Genomic DNA, 19,790 nt, shown 5'->3' on the forward strand with positions numbered 1-19,790 from the left:
CGCAGGTGGAACGCGGTTACCGACGGCGCGGGCCTCAGAAGAAGCGCAGCAGCAACGACGGCAGGATGCTCGTCGCGACGAGCACGAGCGCCATCAGCGCGATGACGACGCGGTGGCCGCGCGTCGTGACGACCAACGGCGAGGCCGCCGCGCCTGCGGACGTACCCACGACGGTCGCGCCCGCCCCCTCGACGGAGTCAGCGGCCGGCGCATCGGATGCGTCGCCCGTCGCGTCACCGATCGGCACGAACATCGCGACGATCCAGCGCAGGTACACCGCCACGCCGAGCAGCGTGTTGAGCACCGCGAACCCGAGCAGCCACCACGAGTGGTCGACGGCGACGGGTTTCATCGCGACGACCTTCGCGACGACACCGACGATGCTCGGCGGCAACCCGGCGAGCGCGAGCAGGCCGAGCGCCATCGTCGCCGCACTCAGCGGATGCGAGCGGAACATGCCGCGCAGCGAGTCGATCTGCACTGCCCGGCCGGACCGCTCGAACGCGGCGAGGACGACGAACACCGCGGCCGTGCCCAGCGTGTAGAGCGCAAGATACTGTGCGGCTGCATGCGTCGAACCGGCCGAGACGCTCGTGAGCGGCAGCAGCACCCAACCGGCCTGCGCAACCGTCGACCACGCCATGAGACGCAGCAGATCGACCTGACGCAGCGCCATGACGTTGCCGAGCGTCATCGACAACGCCGCGATGATGCCGAGGGCCGTCTGCGCCGGCGAACCGAGCGCGGACGCCGCCGACACGACGACGAGCATCGCGCCGAGCGCGCCCACCTTGGACGTCGTCGCGAGGAACGCCGCGACCCACGTGCCGGACCCCGCGAACGCCTCCGGCGTCCAAGCGTGGAACGGCGCGAGCGACAGCTTGAAACCCACACCGGCGAGCACGAGCATCATCGCGACGACGGCGAGCGGCTTGCGGGCCGGGTCGGCGAACGCCGTGATGACGGCGTCACCGCTCATCGCGATGGTGCCCGTCGCAGCAAACCACAACGCACACCCCAGCGCGAGCACGGCGAACGACGCGAGCGCCGTGACGAGCAACGTCAACGCACCGTGCGCGGCCGCCCGGCCACCACGCAACGCGACGAGGGCGATGCTCGGCAGCGTCGCGAGTTCGAGGAGCACGAGCCACGATGCGAGGTCTCGCGCGGCGACGACGCCGACGCATCCGGCCGTCGCGGACAGCACGAGCATGGCGCGCACCGCGGCGCGTTGAGGGGACGTCGGACGCACCGGCTCGAGCGCCGCGAGCACGACGACGACGAGCGCCGAGACGAGCGCCAACCCCACGAGGCCCGTACCCGGCGCGTCGAGACGCCACCAGCATTGCCCGCCGGAGCACAACGTCGCCACGTGCCCTCGGCGCCCCGCGACGACGAGGGCACCCAACGCACCGACCAGACCGAGAGCCGCGATGATCCACGGCAACCGCGCCTTGGCGTGGAAGACCACGTCGACGAGCAGCACGAGAAGCGCCGCGACCATCGGCGCGGCAGCCGGTGCGAGGGCGAGAGCGTCGACGGAGATCTTCACTTGACGCCTCCCAGCAGCGTGACGAGCTCGTCGTTCATGAGATGCATGAGGGGGCTCGGGGCGAGACCGAGGGCGATCGTCGCGAGCGTCAGCACGCCGATCGCGAGCCACTCCGCGCCCGTGACGCGCTGCGTGGCCGCGGCGCCGTCGGCCGGCGACGCGACGGCTGCCACGCCATCCGACGCGTCGGCGACGACCGTCGCGTCGAACGAACTCGCACCGGCCGGTTCCGCGCCGAGCTCGGTCGTCCTCGCGCCAGGCTGTGCCGCCGCGTCAGACGCAGCGTTCGCAGTCGCTCGACGGGCGTCATCGACAGCCGCGCGACGAGCGTCGTCCTCGAGGTCGCCGGCCCAGACGGCGCGCAATACGCGTGCGCCGTAGACTGCGGCGAGCACGGCGCCGAGGGCGGCGAGTGCCGTCAGCACGTGGAACAGGGTGTTGGGTCGTGACGGCGCATCCCACGCCGCGAAGAGTGCGAGGATTTCGCCCCAGAAACCGGCGAGCCCCGGCAGCCCGAACGCAGCGGCGACCCCGACGACCAGGGCGAACCCGAGTCGCGGATCGGTGTCACGCAATCCGAGCGCGGGCGCGTCGACGTCGACCGGCCCACGGCGCGCCTTCAGCGCACCGACGATCGCGAACAGCAGCGCCGAGATGACACCGTGCGCGATGTTGCCGTAGAGCGCGGCGCCGAAACCGATGACCTGCCCGGCCGCGAGCGCCAGCATGACGAAACCCATGTGGGCGATCGACGACCACGCGACGAGGCGTTTGAGGTCGTGTTCGACGAGACAGACGAGGCCACCGACGATGATGCCGGCGACCGCCAGGATCGCGACGATCGGCGCGATGCGGCGCCATGCGTCCGGCATCGGCAGCGCGACGAGACGGACGAAACCGTACGTGCCCAGCTTGAGCAGCACGGCGGCGAGCATCATCGAACCGGCAGTCGGTGCCGCCGTGTGAGCGCGCGGCAGCCACGCGTGCACGCCGAGCAGCGGCACCTTGACGGCGAGGCCGACGCTGATGAGCGTCGCGGCGATGAGCGTCGTCGTGAATGGCAGACGGTGTGCGGCCGTCGTGAGGTGGTCGAGGTCGCTCGTGCCGGTCGCGGCGACGAGCACGAGCAGCCCCGCGAGCATGAGCATGGAGCCACCGACGGTGTAGAGCGCGAACATCCACCCGGCGCGACGACGCTCGGCGGGCGCAGCGTCACCGAAGCGGTCGATGAGCACCCACATCGGCACGAGGGCGACCTCGAAGGCGATGAAGAAGCCGATGACGTCGCGCACCGTGAACGCGGCGACGGCCGCGCCGAGCACGACGAGCAGGCTGCCGTAGAACAGCCCCGGCGTGCCCTTCGGACGCTGACGGGACGACACGGCGACGGCGAGCAGCGTCACCGCTGCGGCGAGCACGACGAGGGGCGCGCTGATGCCGTCGATCGTCAGGTGCAGGCGCAGCCCGATCTGCGGCACCCACGGCCGGTCGACGACGGCGTCCCCCATCGCCGCGGCGAGGCCGGCGCCGAGCGACGCAGCCGCGGTCAGGAGGGCGATGCACCAGGCGGCGGTGTGCGACAGCGGACGTCCGAGACGGTCGGCCGCCATGAGAGCGGCGCCGAGACCGAGCGGCAGGGCGCTGGCGAGGAGCAGGGCGATCACCACAACGTCACCCCCACGACCGAGGCGACGACGACGCCGACGATGACCCACGACAGGCCCGTCGAGGGGCGGCGCGTGTGCGGTGCGTCGGCGAGGTCGCCGAGGCGCGCCATGCCGGCAGGCAGCGTGTCGTGCGCTGCGGCGAGACGAAGATCGGTGCCGTGGACGACATGGGCGAACCACACGATCGGCCGCGCCAGCGCGAGGTAGGCACGGTCGAGGCCGAACCCGCGCGTGGCGAGCAGCGTCATGCGACGCGGCAGGCGCCGGGAGGCGTCACCGTAGAGCTGACGCAGCGACATGATGCGCACGACGAGCACCGACGCGAGCACGAGCAGCACGGTGGCCCCCATCATCGGCAGGTTGAGATGCCGGGTGTCGATGTCGATGAGCGGCGTCAGCGCGAGGGCTCCACCGAAGATGCCGCCGAGGGCGAGCACCCACATCATGAACCGCACCATGACGCCGGGGCGCGGCAGCACCTCGTCCTCGTCGTACTCCTCGACGGCGGCGATCTCCTCGCCGTGCTCGTCGACCTCGGGCGAGGTGCGCAGTAGTTCGACGATGTCGACGTCGCGAACGACGTGCGAGTCGTTGAGGACCTGACGTTCACCGCGGCGCTCCAGCGTCGTGCGGTGCTGCAGGATGAGCCAGGCACGCATCGAATACGCGGCAGTCGCGGCGACGATGAGGAACAGCATGATGAACCCGATGAGCCCTTCGACGTGTCCGTCCGCCTGCGAGCGCGCTGCGTCGTTGATCATCGCATCCTTCGAGACGAACGCGATCGTCGGCGGCAGCCCCGCCATGGTGAACAGGCCGAGGGTCGCCGGAACGAACGTGCGCGGCAGGCGACGCAGCGACCCCGACATGCGACTCGCGAGCGTGCTGCCGATGACGACGGACAGCCAGCCGAGCAGCAAGAACAGCATCGACTTGAAGAAGGCGTGGCCGACGAGGTGGAGCAGCGCGGCGTCGGCCGAGTCACCCGGCGGGACGGCGCCGACGGCCAGCAGCATGAGCCCGACCTGGCTGACGGTCGACCACGCGAGCAACCGCTTGAGGTCGAACTGGCAGAACGCGGCCAGCGCCGCGAGCAGCGACGTGACACCGGTGACGAGGACGAGCGTCAGGCGGGCTGTCGGTTCGAGCGCGAGCAGCGGCTCGAACTGGGCGAGCACGACGGTGCCGGCGGCGACCATCGTCGCGGCGTGGATGAGCGCGGAGGCGGGCGTCGGGCCCTCCATCGCATCAGGCAGCCAGTCACTGAACGGCAGCTGCGCCGACTTGCCGAGCACGCCGCAGACGAGGCCGAGCAGGACGGCGAGTCGCAGAGGGCCGTCGATGTGCGTCCACGTGCTGAGGATGTCGCTGAAACGCGTCGTGTGCGCGACCATCGCGAGCGCCGCGAGGCCGACGATGAACGGCGCGTCTGCGAGGCGGGTGACGACGAAGGCCTTGAACGCTGCGCGGCGGGCCGCAGCACGCTCGCTCTCGTGACCGATGAGCAGGTACGAGCACCAGCCCATGACCTCCCAGCCCATCAGCGTGAGCAGCACGTCGTTCGACAGCACGACGAGCACCATCGCTCCAGTGAACAGCGCGACGCTGGAGGCGAACACGCGATAGCGCGGATCGGAGTACAGGTACCAGCGCGCGAAGAGCTGCACCGTCAGTGACACGAGAAGCACGACGGCGACGATGAGCGCGCTCGTCGCGTCGTCGCGCAACTGCAGCGGCACCCGCAGCGTGGGCCCGAGCGGCAGCGCGTCGAGCGTCGTGACGTCCTGCGCCACCCCCGAACCGAGATGACGCAGGACCAGCCAGACGGACGCGCCGAGCGCCGCGGCCGTCGTCACGGAGGCGAGGACGAAGGCGACGACGTTGCGGCGTCCGAGGACGAACGCCAGCAGCGCGCCGATGAGCGGCAGCGCGAGAGCCGCCTGCGCGAGGTGAGACGTCACGCTCGTCACGAAGTCACCTCCGGCGAGGATGATGAGGATGCCGGCGACGTGGTCGACGTCGCGGCCGGCGAAGCTGCGGTGGCCGTCGCGCTCGCCTCGCGAGCGCCGCTGTTCTCGCCCGTGACCTCACGCGTGTCGGCGCGTACCTCGTCGGCGTCGAGTCCTTCGCCGAGGTCGATGTGACCGCGCGCGCGGAACGCATACAGGATGATGCCGAGCGCGAGCGTCACCTCGGCGGCGGCGAGGGTGATGACGAACAGGGACATGATCTGGGCGGAGCCGCCCGGATCGGGCAGGATCGCGCTCGTCGTGACGAGCACGAGGTTCGCGGCCGCGAGCACGAGTTCGACACCGATGAGCATGAGCACGGCGTTGCGGCGCGCGAGGATGGCGTAGACACCGGCGCCGGCGAGGATCGAGGCGAGGCCGAACGGCAGCACGAGGTGGATCATCGACCGCCTCCCGAGCGTCGCGAACCGATCATCGCGAGGGCCCCGACGAGGGCGGCGAGCAGGACGAGCGAGACGACCTCGAACGGCCACGCGAACCGGCCGAACAGGTTCTGCGCGAGGTCGGTCGTCGTGCCCGAGTCGATGCGCGCGCGGCGTGTGCCGAACGCCGAGACGAACGCCGAGAACAGCAGACCGCCCGTCGCCGCGGCGATGACGAGGGCGGCCATCCGCGTCATGATGGGCGCGTCGTGGTCGCCGCTGCGCCCGATCGGCGCGCGCGTCAGCATGACGGCGAACAGGACGAGGACGACGACCGCGCCGACGTAGACGAGCAACTGCACGAGCGCGACGAGTTCGGCGCCGAGGACGAGGTAGCAGCCCGACAGCGTCGCGAGGCACACCGTCAGCCACAGTGCCGCGTGGACGATCTGCCGCGTCGTCACCGCACAGATCGCGGACGCGGCGCTGATGAGGCCGAGGCAGGCGAACAGGGCGTCATGGACGGTCATGGTCGCTCCCCCCTGGTCCTGGCTGTCCGGCTGCTGATGGGCGTGTCGGCTTCGGTGTGGCGGGCGGTGGCCCGCGTCGTCGTGGTGCTCGCGTTCACTGCGTCGGCCGACGTCGTTGCACGCGTGCGGGTTTGCTCGCCGCAGCCACCTCGGCGGCCCCGGGTGCGCCGTCGTCGAGATCGGGCGGCGCGGGGACGGTGCGCATCCACGCGCCGAGCTCGTCCTTCTCCTGCAGCAGGTCGCGGATGTCGTTCGTCGCGTACTCGAACTCGGGGCTCCAGAACAGCGCGTCGAACGGGCAGACCTCGATGCAGATGCCGCAGTACATGCACAAGGAGAAGTCGATCGCGAACCGGTCGACGACGTTGCGCTGACGATCGCGCCCACCGGGCGCCTCGCTCGGCACCGTCTCCTTGTGCGAGTCGATGTAGAGGCACCAGTCGGGGCACTCGCGCGCACACAGCATGCAGGCGGTGCAGTTCTCCTCGAGCAGCGCGATGACGCCGCGGCTGCGAGGCGGCAGGTCGGGCTTGACGTCCGGGTACTGCTGCACGGACGTCTTCTTCGTCATCGTGCGCGCAGTCGTGCGCATCCCGGCGAGCAGGCCGCGGATCGGACCCGCCTCACGCCCGGAGGAGGGCAGCGGGTGGACGTGGCGACCGAGATCGCGCGGGGCGTCGGGAGTCGCGTCGCCCGAGGTGGACGCGTCGTTCTCGTGAGGCTGAGTCATGCGGTGTAGATCACTCCTGCCGCGGTGAGAGCGAGTTGGACGAGTGCGAGCGGGACGAGCACGAACCAGGCGAAACGCTGCAGCTGGTCCTCACGCAGCCGCGGCCAGCTCATGCGCATCCACAAGATGACGAAGGCGACGACGGCCGTCTTGAGCAGCATCCACACGAACCCGAGCGCGCCCTCGAACGGGCCGTTCCACCCGCCGAGGTATAGCGCGGCGAACAGTGCCGACATCACGACGATGCCTGCGTACTCGCTCAGCAGGAACAGCGCGAAACGCAGGCCGGTGTACTCCGTCATCACGCCCATGACGACCTCTGAGTCGGCGACGGGCATGTCGAACGGCGGGCGTTGCAGCTCGGCCGTCATCGCGACGAGCAGGACGAACGCGCCCGGCAGCTGCCACAGCAACCAGATCGGGTGCCACTCGTGGACGATGCCGGAGATGCTGAGCGAACCCGCAGCCATCGCGAACGACGCGCACGCGAGGATGAGCGGCACCTCGTAGCTGACGAGCTGCGCGGCCGACCGGAACGCGCCGAGCGTCGCGTACTTGTTGCCCGAACCGAACCCTGCCATGAGCGTCGCGACCGTGCCGATGCCGGAGACGGCGAGTACGTAGACGAGCGACGCGGGCAGGTCACCGGCGACGAGGCTCGGCGTGAACGGGATGGCCGCGAGCGCCAGCAGATAGCTGAACATCGACACCGCCGGCGCGAGCTTGAACACGCCCCGGTCAGCGGCGCGGGGCGTCACGTCCTCCTTCTGCGCGAACTTGACGCCGTCGGCGACGAGCTGCGCCCACCCGTGAAAACCGCCGGCCTCCATCGGGCCGAGGCGCCCCTGCATGTGCGCCATCACCTTGTGCTCGACCTGGCCGAGCACGAGCGGCAGCACCATGAAACAGGCGAGCACGGCCACGCTGCGCAACGTGACGTCGAGAACGCTCATCGCGGCCCCCACGTGTCGTCGGGGACGCCCGGCGCCATGACCTTGCGGCGCTTCGCCGCTCCCGCGCGAGGGCTCTCACCCTTGGACTCGCCGGGGTCCTTGATGCCCGGCCACTCCTTGCTCGCGCGCGCCGTGAGGACGAACGACTTTCGCAGCGGCGTGCCGATGAACGTCTCGGGCAGCAGCAGCTTGCGCAGACCGGCGCCCGTGCCGTCGTCGAACCCGTCGAAGACGATGCCGAACATCTCGAACGTCTCACGTTCGTGCCATGCCGCGCCGCGCCACAGGCCGGTGAGGCTCGGCGCGTGCGCCGGGTCGTCACCCGAGGCGAGCGGCACCCGTGCGCGCGTCATGACACTCGCGCGCACGCCGGGGACGTCGCCGTCACCGATCTCATAGAGGTGGCTGACGAGGTCGAAACCGGCCGGCTTGTCGGGCAGATCGCGATCGGTCTCGTCGACGGCGGTTACGAAGTCGAAGAACGTGTAGCCGTCGGCGCGGTGCGCTTCATGCGTGGCGATCCACTCGTCGAGCGCGACGTCGACGCGGCGCGGTTCGCGGCTCATGCGTCATCACCGGTCGTGGGGGTGTCGGGTGTCGGGGCGTCGGCCTTGGTGGCGCCCGTCGTCTTCTTCGAGGGGACGTCGTGCCCCGGCTTCGTCACGAGCGGACGCTGGACGGACGCGGCGCTGCGGCGCTTGGTGGAGAACGGGTTGAGGCGCGACATGATGCTCTCGCCGGTCAGCTTCTCCTGCGCGATCTGGTTCTGCAGCGTGACGATGCCCTGCAGCAGCGCTTCGGGGCGCGGCGGGCAACCTGGCACGTAGACGTCGACGGGCACGAGCTGGTCGACGCCTTTCGTCACGGAGTAAGAATCCCAGTACGGCCCACCGGAGTTCGAACACGCGCCGAAGCTGATGACGTACTTCGGCTCGGGCATCTGGTCGTAGAGGCGACGGACGGCGGGCGCCATCTTGTCGGTGACGGTGCCGGAGACGACCATGAGGTCGGCCTGACGTGGGCCCGGCGCGAAGGGGATGACGCCGAGGCGGATGAAGTCGTGGCGCGACATCGAGCCGGCGATGAATTCGATGGCGCAGCAGGCGAGGCCGAAGTTGAACACCCACAGTGAGTAGCGGCGCCCCCAGTTGAGGACGAGCCGCATCGGCTTCGGTGCATGCTCCTGCGCCATGCCGACGTGGGGACGCACCGTCGGCATCGGCAGGTCGACGGCGGGCGCTGCGGTGGCTTCGATCGGCCCTGCCGTGGGGGAGGTCGCGTCGGCGGCGGGCGTGCGGGAATCGTCGGTCATCGTCGGGTCACCTCACAGCCAGGCCAGCAGGCCCCGGCGCGCGGCATGCGCGAGGCCGACGAGCAGGACGAGGATGAAGATGCCCATCTCGAACAGTGAAGCGACGCCGAGACCGCTCGTGCGCAGGACGAGCGCCCACGGGAACAGGTAGACGGCGTCGACGGCGAACACCACGTAGAGAAACGCGAACGCGACGTACCGGAAACCGGACTGCTGCCAGTTGCCGGCGATGGGGTCGACGCCCGACTCGTACGTCGTCAGCTTCGTCGGGCTGGGCACGCGCGGTGCGAGGACACGACGGACCACCATGGCAGCGACGAAGAGCGCGACGCCCCCGAGGGTGACGCCGAGCACGACGAGGTAGCCCAGCAGACCGGAATTCACCGGCCCAGCCTATCGGGGCGCGCCACCTGCGCCCGCGAGGCTGGCGCGTGTGTCTCGCCTGTGGGCGTTCTGCGGTGACGCCGGGCATCGTGCGGCTGCCCTCTCACAGATGGAGTGGGGAGCCTGTCTGCCCCTGCTACCGACGGGGGTTCGTCGAGGCTGAAGGCCCACACCCGCAGCCGTGGCGTTCATAGGCTCCTGCCGGCAGGTGCGATGTCGCCGATGGGACGCAAGAACCCCGGAATCCCGCGGTTGTCGGAGGCAGCGTCTACTGTCTGTGACGTGGCACTCATCCTGCATCGGGAAGCTTCCCCGACCGCGCTCGCCGAGCAGCTCGGCTCGCTCCTCGCGAGCGATCCGCTCGACGTGTTCGACCGTGAACTCGTCATCGCGCCCTCCCCCGGCGTCGAGCGCTGGCTGAGTCAACGTCTCGCGCACGAGCTCGGCGCGAACATCGGCGACGACGGGGTGTGCGCCGGGCTGAGCGTCCACACGCCGTACTCGTTCATGTCGTTCGCCCTCGAGCGCGAGTTCGACGACCCGTGGCACCCCGACCGGCTCGCCTGGCTCGTCCTCGAAGCCGTCGACGCGGCCGTGCAGCGCCCCGGGTTCGAGACGCTCGCCCACCACCTCGGGGCCGATGCGCTGCCCGGCGGCGCGTCGAAGAACGACGCGTGGTTCCACCGTGCCCGCCAGTCTCGTCGGTACGCGGTCGCGCGGCGCCTCGCGGGGCTGTTCGCGCGCTACAGCGACGAGCGTCCCGCGCTCGTTCGTGCCTGGGAGAGCGGTGCCGGCGGCGACGTCGCGCCCGACCTCGCGTGGCAGCCCCGGTTGTGGCGTGACGTGCTCGACGTGGCGCGCGCGCACGGCATCGACGAGTCGCCCGTCGCGCGGCTCGACCGCGTGTGCACCAGCCTGCGCGACGGCACGCTGACGCTGTCCCTGCCGCGGCGCGTCAACTTCTTCGGCTACACGCGGGTGTCGACGGCGACACTCGACCTGTTCGAAGCGATCGCCGCACGTCACGAGACGCACCTGTGGCTGCCGCACCCGAGCGACGCCCTCTGGCAGCGGTTGCGCCAGCTCGATTCCGGCGGCCTCCGGCGCCGCGACGACGACAGCGCGCGCGCCGCGGAGCACCCGTTGCTCGCCACGCTCGGGCGTGACATCCGCGAACTCGAACTGACGCTGCTGCGACGCGACGTCGAGGACGCGAGCGCACCGGCGGCCGCCCCGTTTGGGCAGGGGCCTGCCGGTGAGGGATCCTCGCGCGGGGCTGCTGCCGGCACGCGCCTCGAGCAGCTGCAGGCCGACATCCGCGCCAACCGCGCCCCGAGCGCCGTCTCGACCATCGACGACACGACCTCCTTCCAGGTTCACGCCTGTCACGGCCCGGCCCGTCAGGTCGACGCACTGCGCGAGACGCTGCTGTGGCTGCTCGACGAGTCCAAGGGCAGTCTGCAGCCGCGCGACATCGTCGTCATGTGCCCCGACGTCGAGACGTACGCGCCGCTCATCAAGGCGGCGTTCGCCTCCGTCGACGACGACGGCGCGCACCATCCCGGTCGGCGTCTGCGCGTGCAGCTCGCCGACCGCGGCCTCGCCGCCACCAACCCCCTCGCCGAGGTGGCCCTGAGACTGCTCGGCCTCGCCGGCGGGCGCGCCACCGCATCCGAGGTGCTCGACTTCGCGCACCTGCCCGCCGTGCGCCAGAAGTTCGGTTTCGACACGGATGCCCTCGACCGCATCAGCCGGTGGGTGCGCACGAGCGGTGCACGTTGGGGTTACGACGCCGAGCACCGCCGCGAGTACGGCCTCCTCGAAATGCCGGCCAACACGTGGACGCTGGCTCTCGACCGGCTCGCACTCGGCGTCGCGATGAGCGCCGACACAGAAGCTCCGGCGGGCGCCCTGCTGCCGATCGACGATCTGGGCACCTCCGACATCGAGACGGCGAGCGCCTTCGTCACCCTCATGACGGAGGTGACGGCGGCCGCCAAGGCCGTGCGCGGCACGAGCTCAGCGGGCGTCGACCTTACCCGGGGCAGTTTCACGCCGCAGGAATGGTTCGACTGGTTGCGGCGTCACGTGGGCGCCGTCGCTGCTCCGTCACGCGACGAGGCGTGGCAGCTCGGAGCGTTCGAGCGCGAGTTGGCGTTCCTCGCCGAGGGCAGCACCCGCACCGGTCTGCGCCTCACCGACATGCGCGTCATGCTCGAGCAGCGCTGGGGCCCGCGCCCGTCGCGCAGCAACTTCCGCAACGGCGCCGTCAGCGTGTGCACGCTGACGCCGATGCGTTCGGTGCCGCACCAGGCCGTCATCCTGCTCGGCCTCGACGACGAGAGCTTCCCCCGCTCCTTCGTCGCCGACGGTGACGACGCGCTCGCTCGCGACCCTCATCTCGGCGAGCGCGACCCGCGCAGTGAGGACAGGCAACTGCTCCTCGATGCCGTCATGGCGTCGCGCAAGCACCTCATCGCGTTCTACTCGGGCTTCGACGAGCGTGACGGCACTCGCCGCCCGCCCGCCGTCCCGCTGCAGGAGCTCATCGCCGCGGCCGCCGCGACCGGCGCGCCGACCCCCGAGGACGCCGAGCGTCACCCCTTCGAGTTCGTCCACCCGCTGCAACCGTTCGACGAACGCAACTTCACGTTCAGTTCACCCCTGCCGGGTGGCTCGTACGACGCGGCCGCGCTCGCCGGCGCGCGTTCGTTGCGGCAGGCGCGTGAGAGCGGACGCGACGTCGCCGACGAGACCTCGCTGCCGCCGCTGCTCACCGGCCTGCTGCCGGCCCGCGAACCCCGTGACGTCACCCTCGACGAGCTCGTGAGGTTCATCGAGAACCCGGCCCGCACGTTCCTGTCCGACCGGCTGCAGACGGGCGTCACGTACGAGGCCGACGAGACCGAGGATGCGCTACCGATCGACCTCGACCCGCTCGAACAGTGGGCCGTCGGCGATCGCCTCCTGCGTCGCACCCTCAGCGGGGTGCCGCTGGAGCAGGCGAGCGCCGAGGAGAGCCACAGTGGCGCGTTGCCACCGAGCCCGCTGCCGTCGAAGATCGGCGACATCACGCGCAAGGTCGGCGCCATCCTTCAGGGCCTGCCGCCGGGTGAGCGACGCAGTATCGACGTGTCGATCCCCCTCACGCTCAACGGGCCGAGCGGGCCGGCCTCCGTCCGGCTGACGGGTGTCGTCCCGCACGTCATCGGCGACGAGATCCAGATCGTCAACTACAGCTCCGTCAGTGCTCGGCACCTCGCGCGGGCCTGGGTGAGCGTCCTCGCGGTCGCCGCCTCGCGTCCTGGGCAGGAGTGGAGCGCCGCCGTGCGCGGCAAGTACGGCGAGTGCCGCCTCACCGCACCCGATGACCCGCTCGGCGCGCTCACCGACCTCGCGGCCCTGCGCCTCGACGGTCTGCGCGCGCCCCTGCCGGTGCCGGCGAAGACGTCGCTCGCGTTCATCGAGGGCTACCGCACCGGGCGACGCTCGCGCAACGCCACCGAAGAACTCGCCCTCAACGTCGGGGCGAGCAAGGCCCGCCCGGTCTGGGAAGGCACCTTCGATCGCGAGGGAGAACGCGACGACCCCTGGTGGCAGCGCGTTTACGCGCCACAGGTGCCCTCACTCGACCGGCTCAATGCGGGCAACGTGTTCATCGACCGGAGCAAACGGCTGTGGATGCCGCTGCTCGACCAGAAGGGACCGATCGGGCGATGACCGAGACCCCAGCACCCGTCGCGACGAACCCGCTCGGGGCACCCGCGCCGCCGCCGTCCGTGCAGTTCGACGTCACGGCGCCCATCCCGCACGGCACGACCCTCATCGAGGCGAGCGCCGGAACGGGCAAGACCTGGACGCTGAGCGCCCTCGTGACCCGTCTCGTGGCCGAGGAGGGGCTACCGCTCGAGGAACTGCTCGTCGTGACGTTCTCCCGCGCCGCCAGCCAAGAACTGCGCGAACGCGTGCGCGAACAGCTCGAACGCGTGCTCACGCGGCTGCGGCAGGCGCCCCGCGACGACGACGGCGTCCTCGTCGCAGCCCTGCGCAGCGACGACCCAGGCATGCTCGCCGAGCGCTGCGACCGCCTCGCCCGGGCGCTCGCGTCGTTCGACTCGGCGCTCATCGCGACGATCCACCAGTTCTGCCACGACGTGCTCAAGGGCCTCGGCGTCGCCGGCGATTCCGACTCGTTCGCGACGCTCGTCGAGGACACGACCGGCCTGCGCGACGAGGTCATCGACGACCTTTACGTCGCCCGCCGCGCGCAGGATCCGTCGTTCGACCTCTCGCACGAGCGGGCACGATTCATCGGCCACTGCGTATTGACGAACACCGGCGCCGCCCTCGACGCGCCCGCCGACGACAGCCAACGCGCCGTCATCGACTTCGCTGAGGCGCTGCGCAACGAGTACGCGCGCCGCAAGCGCCGCGCCGGCATCCTCGAGTACGACGACCTGCTCGTCGACCTGCGCACCGCACTGCGTGCAACCCCGTCGATCGCCCGCGAACGGATGCGGGCGCGGTGGAGTGTCGTGCTCGTCGACGAGTTCCAGGACACCGACCCCGTGCAATGGGAGGTCTTCCAGACGGCGTTCTCGGAGGCGGGCCGCTCCCTCATCCTCGTCGGCGACCCCAAGCAGGCGATCTACGGTTTCCGCGGCGGCGACGTCCACACCTACCTGCGGGCGTCGCAGACCGCCGAGCACCGTTCGACGCTGCCGACGAACTACCGCAGCGACGGCCCGCTCGTCGACGCCCTCGGCCGCCTCATGGGCAACGTGACGCTCTCGCCCGGCATCGTCGCGCACCCCGTCACCGCCGACCGCGAGACGTCCCGCCTCGTCGGCGACGCCGCGCCGATCGAGATGCGCTGGGTCAACGGTGACCCGCTGCCCGCAGCTGGCGCGCGCAGCGCCGTCGCGCACGACCTCGCGGTGCGCGCCAGCGAGCTGCTGGCGAGCGGGACGACGTTCGCCGACGCGCCGCTCGCGCCGCACCACATGGCGGTCCTCGCGCGCACCCACGCACAGCTGCTCCAGGTCCGCGAGCAGCTGCGTGCCGCCGGCATCCCCGCCGTGATGATGAGTGGCGACTCCGTACTGCGCAGCAGCGCCGGGGCCTGGTGGCTCGAGCTCCTGCTCGCCCTCGAACAACCCCATCGCGCGCAGCGCGTGCGAGCGGCGTGCCTGACGCCCCTCATCGGCTGGGACGTCGCCCGCATCGACGCACTCGAGACGGCCGACGCCGACGAATCCGCCGAACTCGTCCACGCGCTCGCGGCGCAGTTCGACGAGGGCGGCATCCCCGCCGTCGTGGATGCGCTGCGAGCGCACGGCATGCTCGAACGCCTCCTCGCCCGCGTCGGCGGCGAACGCGACGTCACCGACATCGAGCACTGCGCGCAGTTGCTGACGGAGCGTCAGCTCGCGACCGGCGGCGGCATCGCGGCGCTCGTCGCGTGGGTGCAGGAGCAGAGCGCCGCGGATGCCAAGGTCACCGCCGACGCGCGCCTCATGCGTCTCGACTCCGACGCGCAGGCCGTGACACTGTCGACCATCCACGCGAGCAAGGGGCTGCAGTACCCCGTCGTCTTCGCGCCGACGCTGTGGAACCGATGGGACAAGGACCGCTCGGTTCCCGACATCGTCTACACCGAGGCGGGCCGTGTCGTCTCGTTCGATCCGGGCGTCATCAACGCGTCGCGATCGCACGAGGAGGCCTCCGGCGAGGAGATGCGCCTCGCGTACGTGGCGATGACGCGCGCGCAGAGCAAGGTGGTGTTGTGGTGGGCACCGACGGCACGCAGTACCTCGAAGAGCGCTCTGCACCGGCTGCTGTTCGGTCAGGCCGCCGACCCCGCGTCGCTGGGAGAACTGCTGACGCGCCGCACGAGCGACAAGCGCAGCGAGGTCATCACCACGACCGAGCAGAACGGCCTGCCGCGCGGTGACAAGCTGTTCGAGACCCTCCAGACCTGGGCTGAACACCGGGCCTTCACCCTCACCGAGGTCGTGCCCGGCGCCAAGCCGACGCCCGTTCACGTCGCCGTCTCGAGCGACGAGATGAACCTCTCACGGTTCGACCCACGCCTCGTCGACACGTCCTGGCGACGCACGTCGTACTCCGCGCTGTCGGCCGCCGGCGAGCGCGCCGACGAGCTGGCGGGCGTCGTCAGCGAGCCCGACGCCGTCGGCGCCCAGCTCGACCCGGACGTCGACCTCGCGCTGCCGCAGGCGCCGTCGGCGCCCGATGTCCTGGGGGCTGACGCTCTCTCCCCCATGCACGACCAGCCGCTCGGCGCGACGTTCGGCTCGCTCGTGCACGGTGTGCTCGAGGAGGCCGACTTCCAGGCCGACGACCTCGACGCCGAGCTGCACCGGCACATCGTCGAACAACAGCTGCGCTGGCCGGCCGACGTCGACGTCGACGCCCTCGTCGAAGCGCTGCGCGGGGTGCTCGCCACCCCGTTCGGGCCCCTGGCCGACGACGTGTGCCTGCGTCGGATCGCAACGAGCGACCGCATCGCCGAGATGGACTTCGAGATCCCCCTCGGTGGCGGTGACACCCCCCACGCCCGGGCGACCCTGCGTGCGTTCGCCGACGTCCTGCGCCGTCACCTGCCGGAAGACGACCCGCTGCGTCCCTACGCCGACCACCTCGAAGCCTCCCTGCTCGGCGAGGAGACGCTGCGCGGGTACCTGACCGGCTCGATCGACCTGACGTTCCGTCACGGCGGGCGCTATTTCGTCGTCGACTACAAGACGAACCGCCTGGGTGATCCGGATGCCCCGCTCACGTTGTCTGCTTACGGCCCCGAGGCCCTCGCCGCGGCGATGAATCACTCGTCCTACCCGCTGCAGGCAATTCTGTACGCCGTCGTCCTGCACCGCTACCTGCGCTGGCGCCTGCCCGGCTACGACCCCGAGACCCACCTCGGCGGCGTCATGTATCTCTACGTGCGTGGCATGGCGGGGGCTGACACGCCCCGCGGTGACGACGACACCCCCTTCGGCGTCTTCACGTGGCGCCCACCGGCAGCGCTCGTCGTCGCGCTGTCCGCCATCATCGACGGTCGCGAGCGAGGGAGGCTGCGATGACCAACCACCATGTCGAGACTGCGCCCGAATCGGCGGTTGTCGCACCCGACGCGGGTCGCGCAGACGGACGCCACCCACTCGACGTCCTCGCCGAGCACGAGTTCGTCAGCCGCGGCGACGAACTCGTGGCCCGTCGCATCGCCCGCGCCGTGGGTGAACCCGACGGGTGGCCGCTCGCGCTGCTCGCTCTCGCCGTACGCGCGGCCCGAGAAGGATCGAGCGCGCTCGACCTCACAGGCGTCGCCACGACGGGCGCCGAGGTCGCGCGTGACCAGGAGGACGAGGTCGACCTCGCGGTGATGACGCTCGCCGAGGTGATCGCCGTGCCCGACCCTGCGGCCCTCGCCGATCTCGTGCGTGCGAGTGCGCTCGCGCACCAAGGCGTCGTGCACGTGCGCGGCGACGGCGCGGACGCCGCAGATCCGCCGCTGCTCATCATGGATCGTCATGACCGCGACGAGAACCTCATCGCCGACCTCATCGCACAGCGGCAATCACTGCTGGCTCCCCTCACCACGCAGTCGCAGGCCGAGGCCGACGTGGCCATCGCCGGCATCGCGCTCGACGACGCGCAGCGCGGAGCGGTGCACTCGGTCCTGACGCGATCGCTGACCGTCCTCACCGGTGGCCCGGGCATGGGCAAGACCTACACGCTCGCTGCGATCATCCGCGCCGCCCACGCGGGGCTCGGAGCCGACCTACGCCTTGCGCTCGCGGCTCCCACCGGCAAGGCGGCGGCGCGCATGACGGAGTCGTTGCGTGAGAACGGCGTCAGCCCCGACGCGGCCCCCGACGCCATCACCCTGCATCGCTTGCTCGGGTGGGATCGCACGAACTCGCAGCGCTTCGTGCACGACGCGAGCAACCCGCTGCCGCACGATCTCGTCGTCGTCGACGAGGCGTCGATGCTGTCGCTCGCGATGACGGCGCGCCTGCTCGAAGCGCTCAAGCCGACGGCGCGCCTGCTCCTCGTCGGCGACCCCGATCAGCTCGCATCCGTCGAGGCCGGTTCGGTGCTGAGCGACCTCGTCTCCGGGCTCGACGACGCGCAGATCGTGCGCCTCACGACGCATCACCGGCTCAGCGAATCCCGCCGCGATCTCGCGCTGGCCTTCGCGGCGCCGACGCCGGACGAACAGGTCGCGGGCGTCACCGCGGTGCTGCGCGGTGGGCGCGGCGACGTCGAACACCTCAGCGAGGGCGACGTCGACCTGGCCGCGCTGCCGCACGTCGCGGAATCGGCGTGGCAGCTGCGTCAGGCGGCCGCTGCCGGGGATCGTGACGCGGCGCTGGGCGCCCTGCGTCACCACCGTCTCCTGTGCGCGCACCGCACCGGACCGTACGGTGTCGCCCGCTGGAACCGCCTCGTCGAGGCCTCGCTCGCCGATCGGGGCGTCGACATCGTGGCGGGCCGCATGTACGTCGGCCGGCCCGTCATCGTGACGAAGAACGACCCGAGCCTCGGGCTTTTCAACGGTGACACGGGCGTCGTCATCGACGCGGGCGGGCACCTCGTCGTCCTCGTCGACCGCGGGCAGAAGGCGGGCGAGGAGACGAAGAAACGCACCGAGTTCTCACCGTGGCGCCTGGCCGACGTCGAGACGATGCACGCGATGACGGTGCACAAGGCGCAGGGCAGCCAGGCCGAGCACGTCACGGTCATCGTGCCGCCGGTCAGTTCGCGGCTGCTGACGCGCGAGATGCTCTACACCGCGCTGACCCGCGCGAGTGCGCACCTCACCGTCGTCGGCACGGACGACGCCATCGAGCACGCGGTGCGCACCCCGGTGCGCCGAGCGTCAGGGCTGGCGCGGCGCCTGCGTGAGACGAACATCCAGCGCGAGACGAAAACCGAGAATGGATAGATTTCTGATGCACTGACCGGTGTCACCTGCCCCGCCGGGATCACCCGGCCCGACGACCGATGGAGAAGCGTGGCTGACGAGCAGCGCCAAGGCACGATCTACGGCTTCCTCGCCTACCTGGCGTGGGGTCTGTTTCCGCTGTACTTCCATGCCCTCGAACCGGCGGGCGCGTGGGAGATCCTCAGCCATCGCATCCTGTGGACGCTGCTGCTGTGTCTCGTCCTGCTGGCGATCACCCGCAATCTGGGCTTCCTGGGCGGGTTGTTCAGGGACGCGCGCAGGCTCGGCGCCATCACGATCGCGGCGCTCCTCATCGCCGCGAACTGGACGATCTACGTCGTCGCCGTGACGAGCGGCCACGTCACCGAGGCCGCGCTCGGGTACTTCCTCAACCCTCTCGTGACGGTGATGCTCGGCGTCCTCGTGCTCGGTGAGAAGCTGCGGCGTCTGCAGTGGCTCGCCGTCGCGATCGGTGTCGTCGCGTGCGTCTACCTCGCGATCGACTACGGCAGCCCGCCGTGGATCTCCATCTCCCTCGCGCTGTCGTTCGCCGCATACGGCCTCATGAAGAAGCGCATCGGCGGCCACCTCAGCGCCCTCGAAGGGCTGACAGCGGAGACCGTCGTCCTCGCGCCGTTGGCCGCCGCGCTGCTGCTGTTCGTGCTGCCGTCGAAGGATCTGACGTGGAGCGGGCACGGCGTCTCGCACAGCGTTCTGCTCGCCTTCAGCGGCGTCGCGACGGCCATCCCGCTGCTGCTGTTCGCCGCCGCTGCCCGTCGCATCCCGCTGACGACGATCGGGCTGCTGCAGTTCATGACGCCGATCATGCAGTTGCTGTGCGGCGTGCTCGTACTCGGCGAGCACATCAGTGCCGGACGCTGGGTCGGCTTCGGCCTCGTGTGGCTCGCCCTCGTCGCCCTGACGCTCGACTCGCTGCAGCACGCCACCCGCAGCCGCCGCGCCCGACGCGTCGCAGCCGCCGCCTGAACACGCAGCCACTCGGATCATGGCGCCGACGCGCGCCGGGTCAGCGAGGTCATGCCACGTCAACCGCACGACGATGAAGCCAAGACGCTCAAGACGCAGGTGACGCAGCTTCTCGGCCTGCAGGGCGCGCGGGCTGTCGTACTTGCCGAGCCCGTCGAACTCGATGAGGACACGAGTACTGCAACCCGGAAATCAGCCCGGGCGAAGACGTGGCCCGTCTCGTCGCGAATCGGGTGTTGCGGCTCCAAGGCGATCCCGTAGGTGTGGCACAACCAGCGCAGCCGGCTCTCCCCCGGCGACTCGACCCGGGCGTCCGCG

Annotated in this window: 15 protein-coding genes; 5 read left to right on the forward strand and 10 right to left on the reverse strand. The window is 70.8% G+C overall.

Features of this window, described 5'->3' with window-relative positions; all coding sequences use genetic code 11:
• Positions 1–34: 34 nt before the first annotated feature.
• The 10 genes from DYE07_RS05760 to DYE07_RS05805 form a co-directional block, all read right to left on the reverse strand.
• Positions 35–1,552, reverse strand: coding sequence for an NADH-quinone oxidoreductase subunit N (locus DYE07_RS05760; RefSeq protein WP_115296528.1), 1,518 nt, complete (start codon positions 1,550–1,552; stop codon positions 35–37).
• Positions 1,549–3,216, reverse strand: coding sequence for a complex I subunit 4 family protein (locus DYE07_RS05765; RefSeq protein ID WP_136788543.1), 1,668 nt, complete (start codon positions 3,214–3,216; stop codon positions 1,549–1,551). The genes DYE07_RS05760 and DYE07_RS05765 overlap by 4 nt, the downstream gene beginning before the upstream one ends.
• Positions 3,213–5,189, reverse strand: a complete 1,977-nt coding sequence (locus DYE07_RS05770; RefSeq protein ID WP_115296529.1) for an NADH-quinone oxidoreductase subunit 5 family protein — start codon at positions 5,187–5,189, stop codon at positions 3,213–3,215. The genes DYE07_RS05765 and DYE07_RS05770 overlap by 4 nt, the downstream gene beginning before the upstream one ends.
• Positions 5,186–5,632 carry an NADH-quinone oxidoreductase subunit NuoK gene (gene nuoK, locus DYE07_RS05775; protein ID WP_083603995.1) on the reverse strand — a complete coding sequence of 149 codons (447 nt, stop codon included), beginning with the start codon at positions 5,630–5,632 and terminating at the stop codon, positions 5,186–5,188. The genes DYE07_RS05770 and nuoK overlap by 4 nt, the downstream gene beginning before the upstream one ends.
• Complete coding sequence (locus DYE07_RS05780) at positions 5,629–6,141, reverse strand: NADH-quinone oxidoreductase subunit J family protein (RefSeq protein WP_038567014.1); 513 nt, start codon at positions 6,139–6,141, stop codon at positions 5,629–5,631. Before DYE07_RS05780 ends, nuoK begins: the two co-directional genes overlap by 4 nt.
• Before the next feature lie 94 nt (positions 6,142–6,235).
• The gene (locus DYE07_RS05785) at positions 6,236–6,871 is read right to left on the reverse strand and encodes a NuoI/complex I 23 kDa subunit family protein (protein WP_083603994.1); all 636 of its coding nucleotides are present in this window, start codon (positions 6,869–6,871) and stop codon (positions 6,236–6,238) included.
• Positions 6,868–7,824 carry a complex I subunit 1/NuoH family protein gene (locus DYE07_RS05790; RefSeq protein WP_115297088.1) on the reverse strand — a complete coding sequence of 319 codons (957 nt, stop codon included), beginning with the start codon at positions 7,822–7,824 and terminating at the stop codon, positions 6,868–6,870. Before DYE07_RS05790 ends, DYE07_RS05785 begins: the two co-directional genes overlap by 4 nt.
• Positions 7,821–8,390, reverse strand: a complete 570-nt coding sequence (locus DYE07_RS05795; protein WP_038567011.1) for an NADH-quinone oxidoreductase subunit C — start codon at positions 8,388–8,390, stop codon at positions 7,821–7,823. The genes DYE07_RS05790 and DYE07_RS05795 overlap by 4 nt, the downstream gene beginning before the upstream one ends.
• Positions 8,387–9,136 carry an NADH-quinone oxidoreductase subunit B gene (locus tag DYE07_RS05800; RefSeq protein WP_115296530.1) on the reverse strand — a complete coding sequence of 250 codons (750 nt, stop codon included), beginning with the start codon at positions 9,134–9,136 and terminating at the stop codon, positions 8,387–8,389. Before DYE07_RS05800 ends, DYE07_RS05795 begins: the two co-directional genes overlap by 4 nt.
• Before the next feature lie 12 nt (positions 9,137–9,148).
• Positions 9,149–9,520: an NADH-quinone oxidoreductase subunit A gene (locus tag DYE07_RS05805; protein ID WP_006946140.1), complete on the reverse strand. Its 372-nt coding sequence runs from the start codon at positions 9,518–9,520 to the stop codon at positions 9,149–9,151.
• Positions 9,521–9,802: 282 nt separating this feature from the next.
• Here DYE07_RS05805 and recC point away from each other — a divergent pair, with 282 nt between their 5' ends.
• The 5 genes from recC to DYE07_RS05830 all read left to right on the forward strand — a co-directional run bounded on the left by recC (position 9,803) and on the right by DYE07_RS05830 (position 19,733).
• Positions 9,803–13,240 carry an exodeoxyribonuclease V subunit gamma gene (gene recC / locus DYE07_RS05810; protein WP_172462954.1) on the forward strand — a complete coding sequence of 1,146 codons (3,438 nt, stop codon included), beginning with the start codon at positions 9,803–9,805 and terminating at the stop codon, positions 13,238–13,240.
• Positions 13,237–16,620, forward strand: a complete 3,384-nt coding sequence (locus DYE07_RS05815) for a UvrD-helicase domain-containing protein (protein WP_115296532.1) — start codon at positions 13,237–13,239, stop codon at positions 16,618–16,620. Before recC ends, DYE07_RS05815 begins: the two co-directional genes overlap by 4 nt.
• A complete protein-coding gene (recD, locus tag DYE07_RS05820) occupies positions 16,617–18,485 on the forward strand; it encodes an exodeoxyribonuclease V subunit alpha (RefSeq protein WP_115296533.1) in 1,869 nt (622 codons plus the stop codon). The genes DYE07_RS05815 and recD overlap by 4 nt, the downstream gene beginning before the upstream one ends.
• A gap of 69 nt (positions 18,486–18,554) precedes the next feature.
• On the forward strand, positions 18,555–19,472 hold the full coding sequence (gene rarD, locus DYE07_RS05825; RefSeq protein ID WP_006946240.1) for an EamA family transporter RarD: 918 nt from the start codon (positions 18,555–18,557) through the stop codon (positions 19,470–19,472).
• Positions 19,473–19,523: 51 nt separating this feature from the next.
• A complete protein-coding gene (locus tag DYE07_RS05830) occupies positions 19,524–19,733 on the forward strand; it encodes a hypothetical protein (protein WP_115296534.1) in 210 nt (69 codons plus the stop codon).
• The last annotated feature ends 57 nt before the right edge of the window (positions 19,734–19,790 follow it).

This window comes from Dermacoccus nishinomiyaensis (assembly GCF_900447535.1).
GTDB classification, from domain to species: domain Bacteria; phylum Actinomycetota; class Actinomycetes; order Actinomycetales; family Dermatophilaceae; genus Dermacoccus; species Dermacoccus nishinomiyaensis.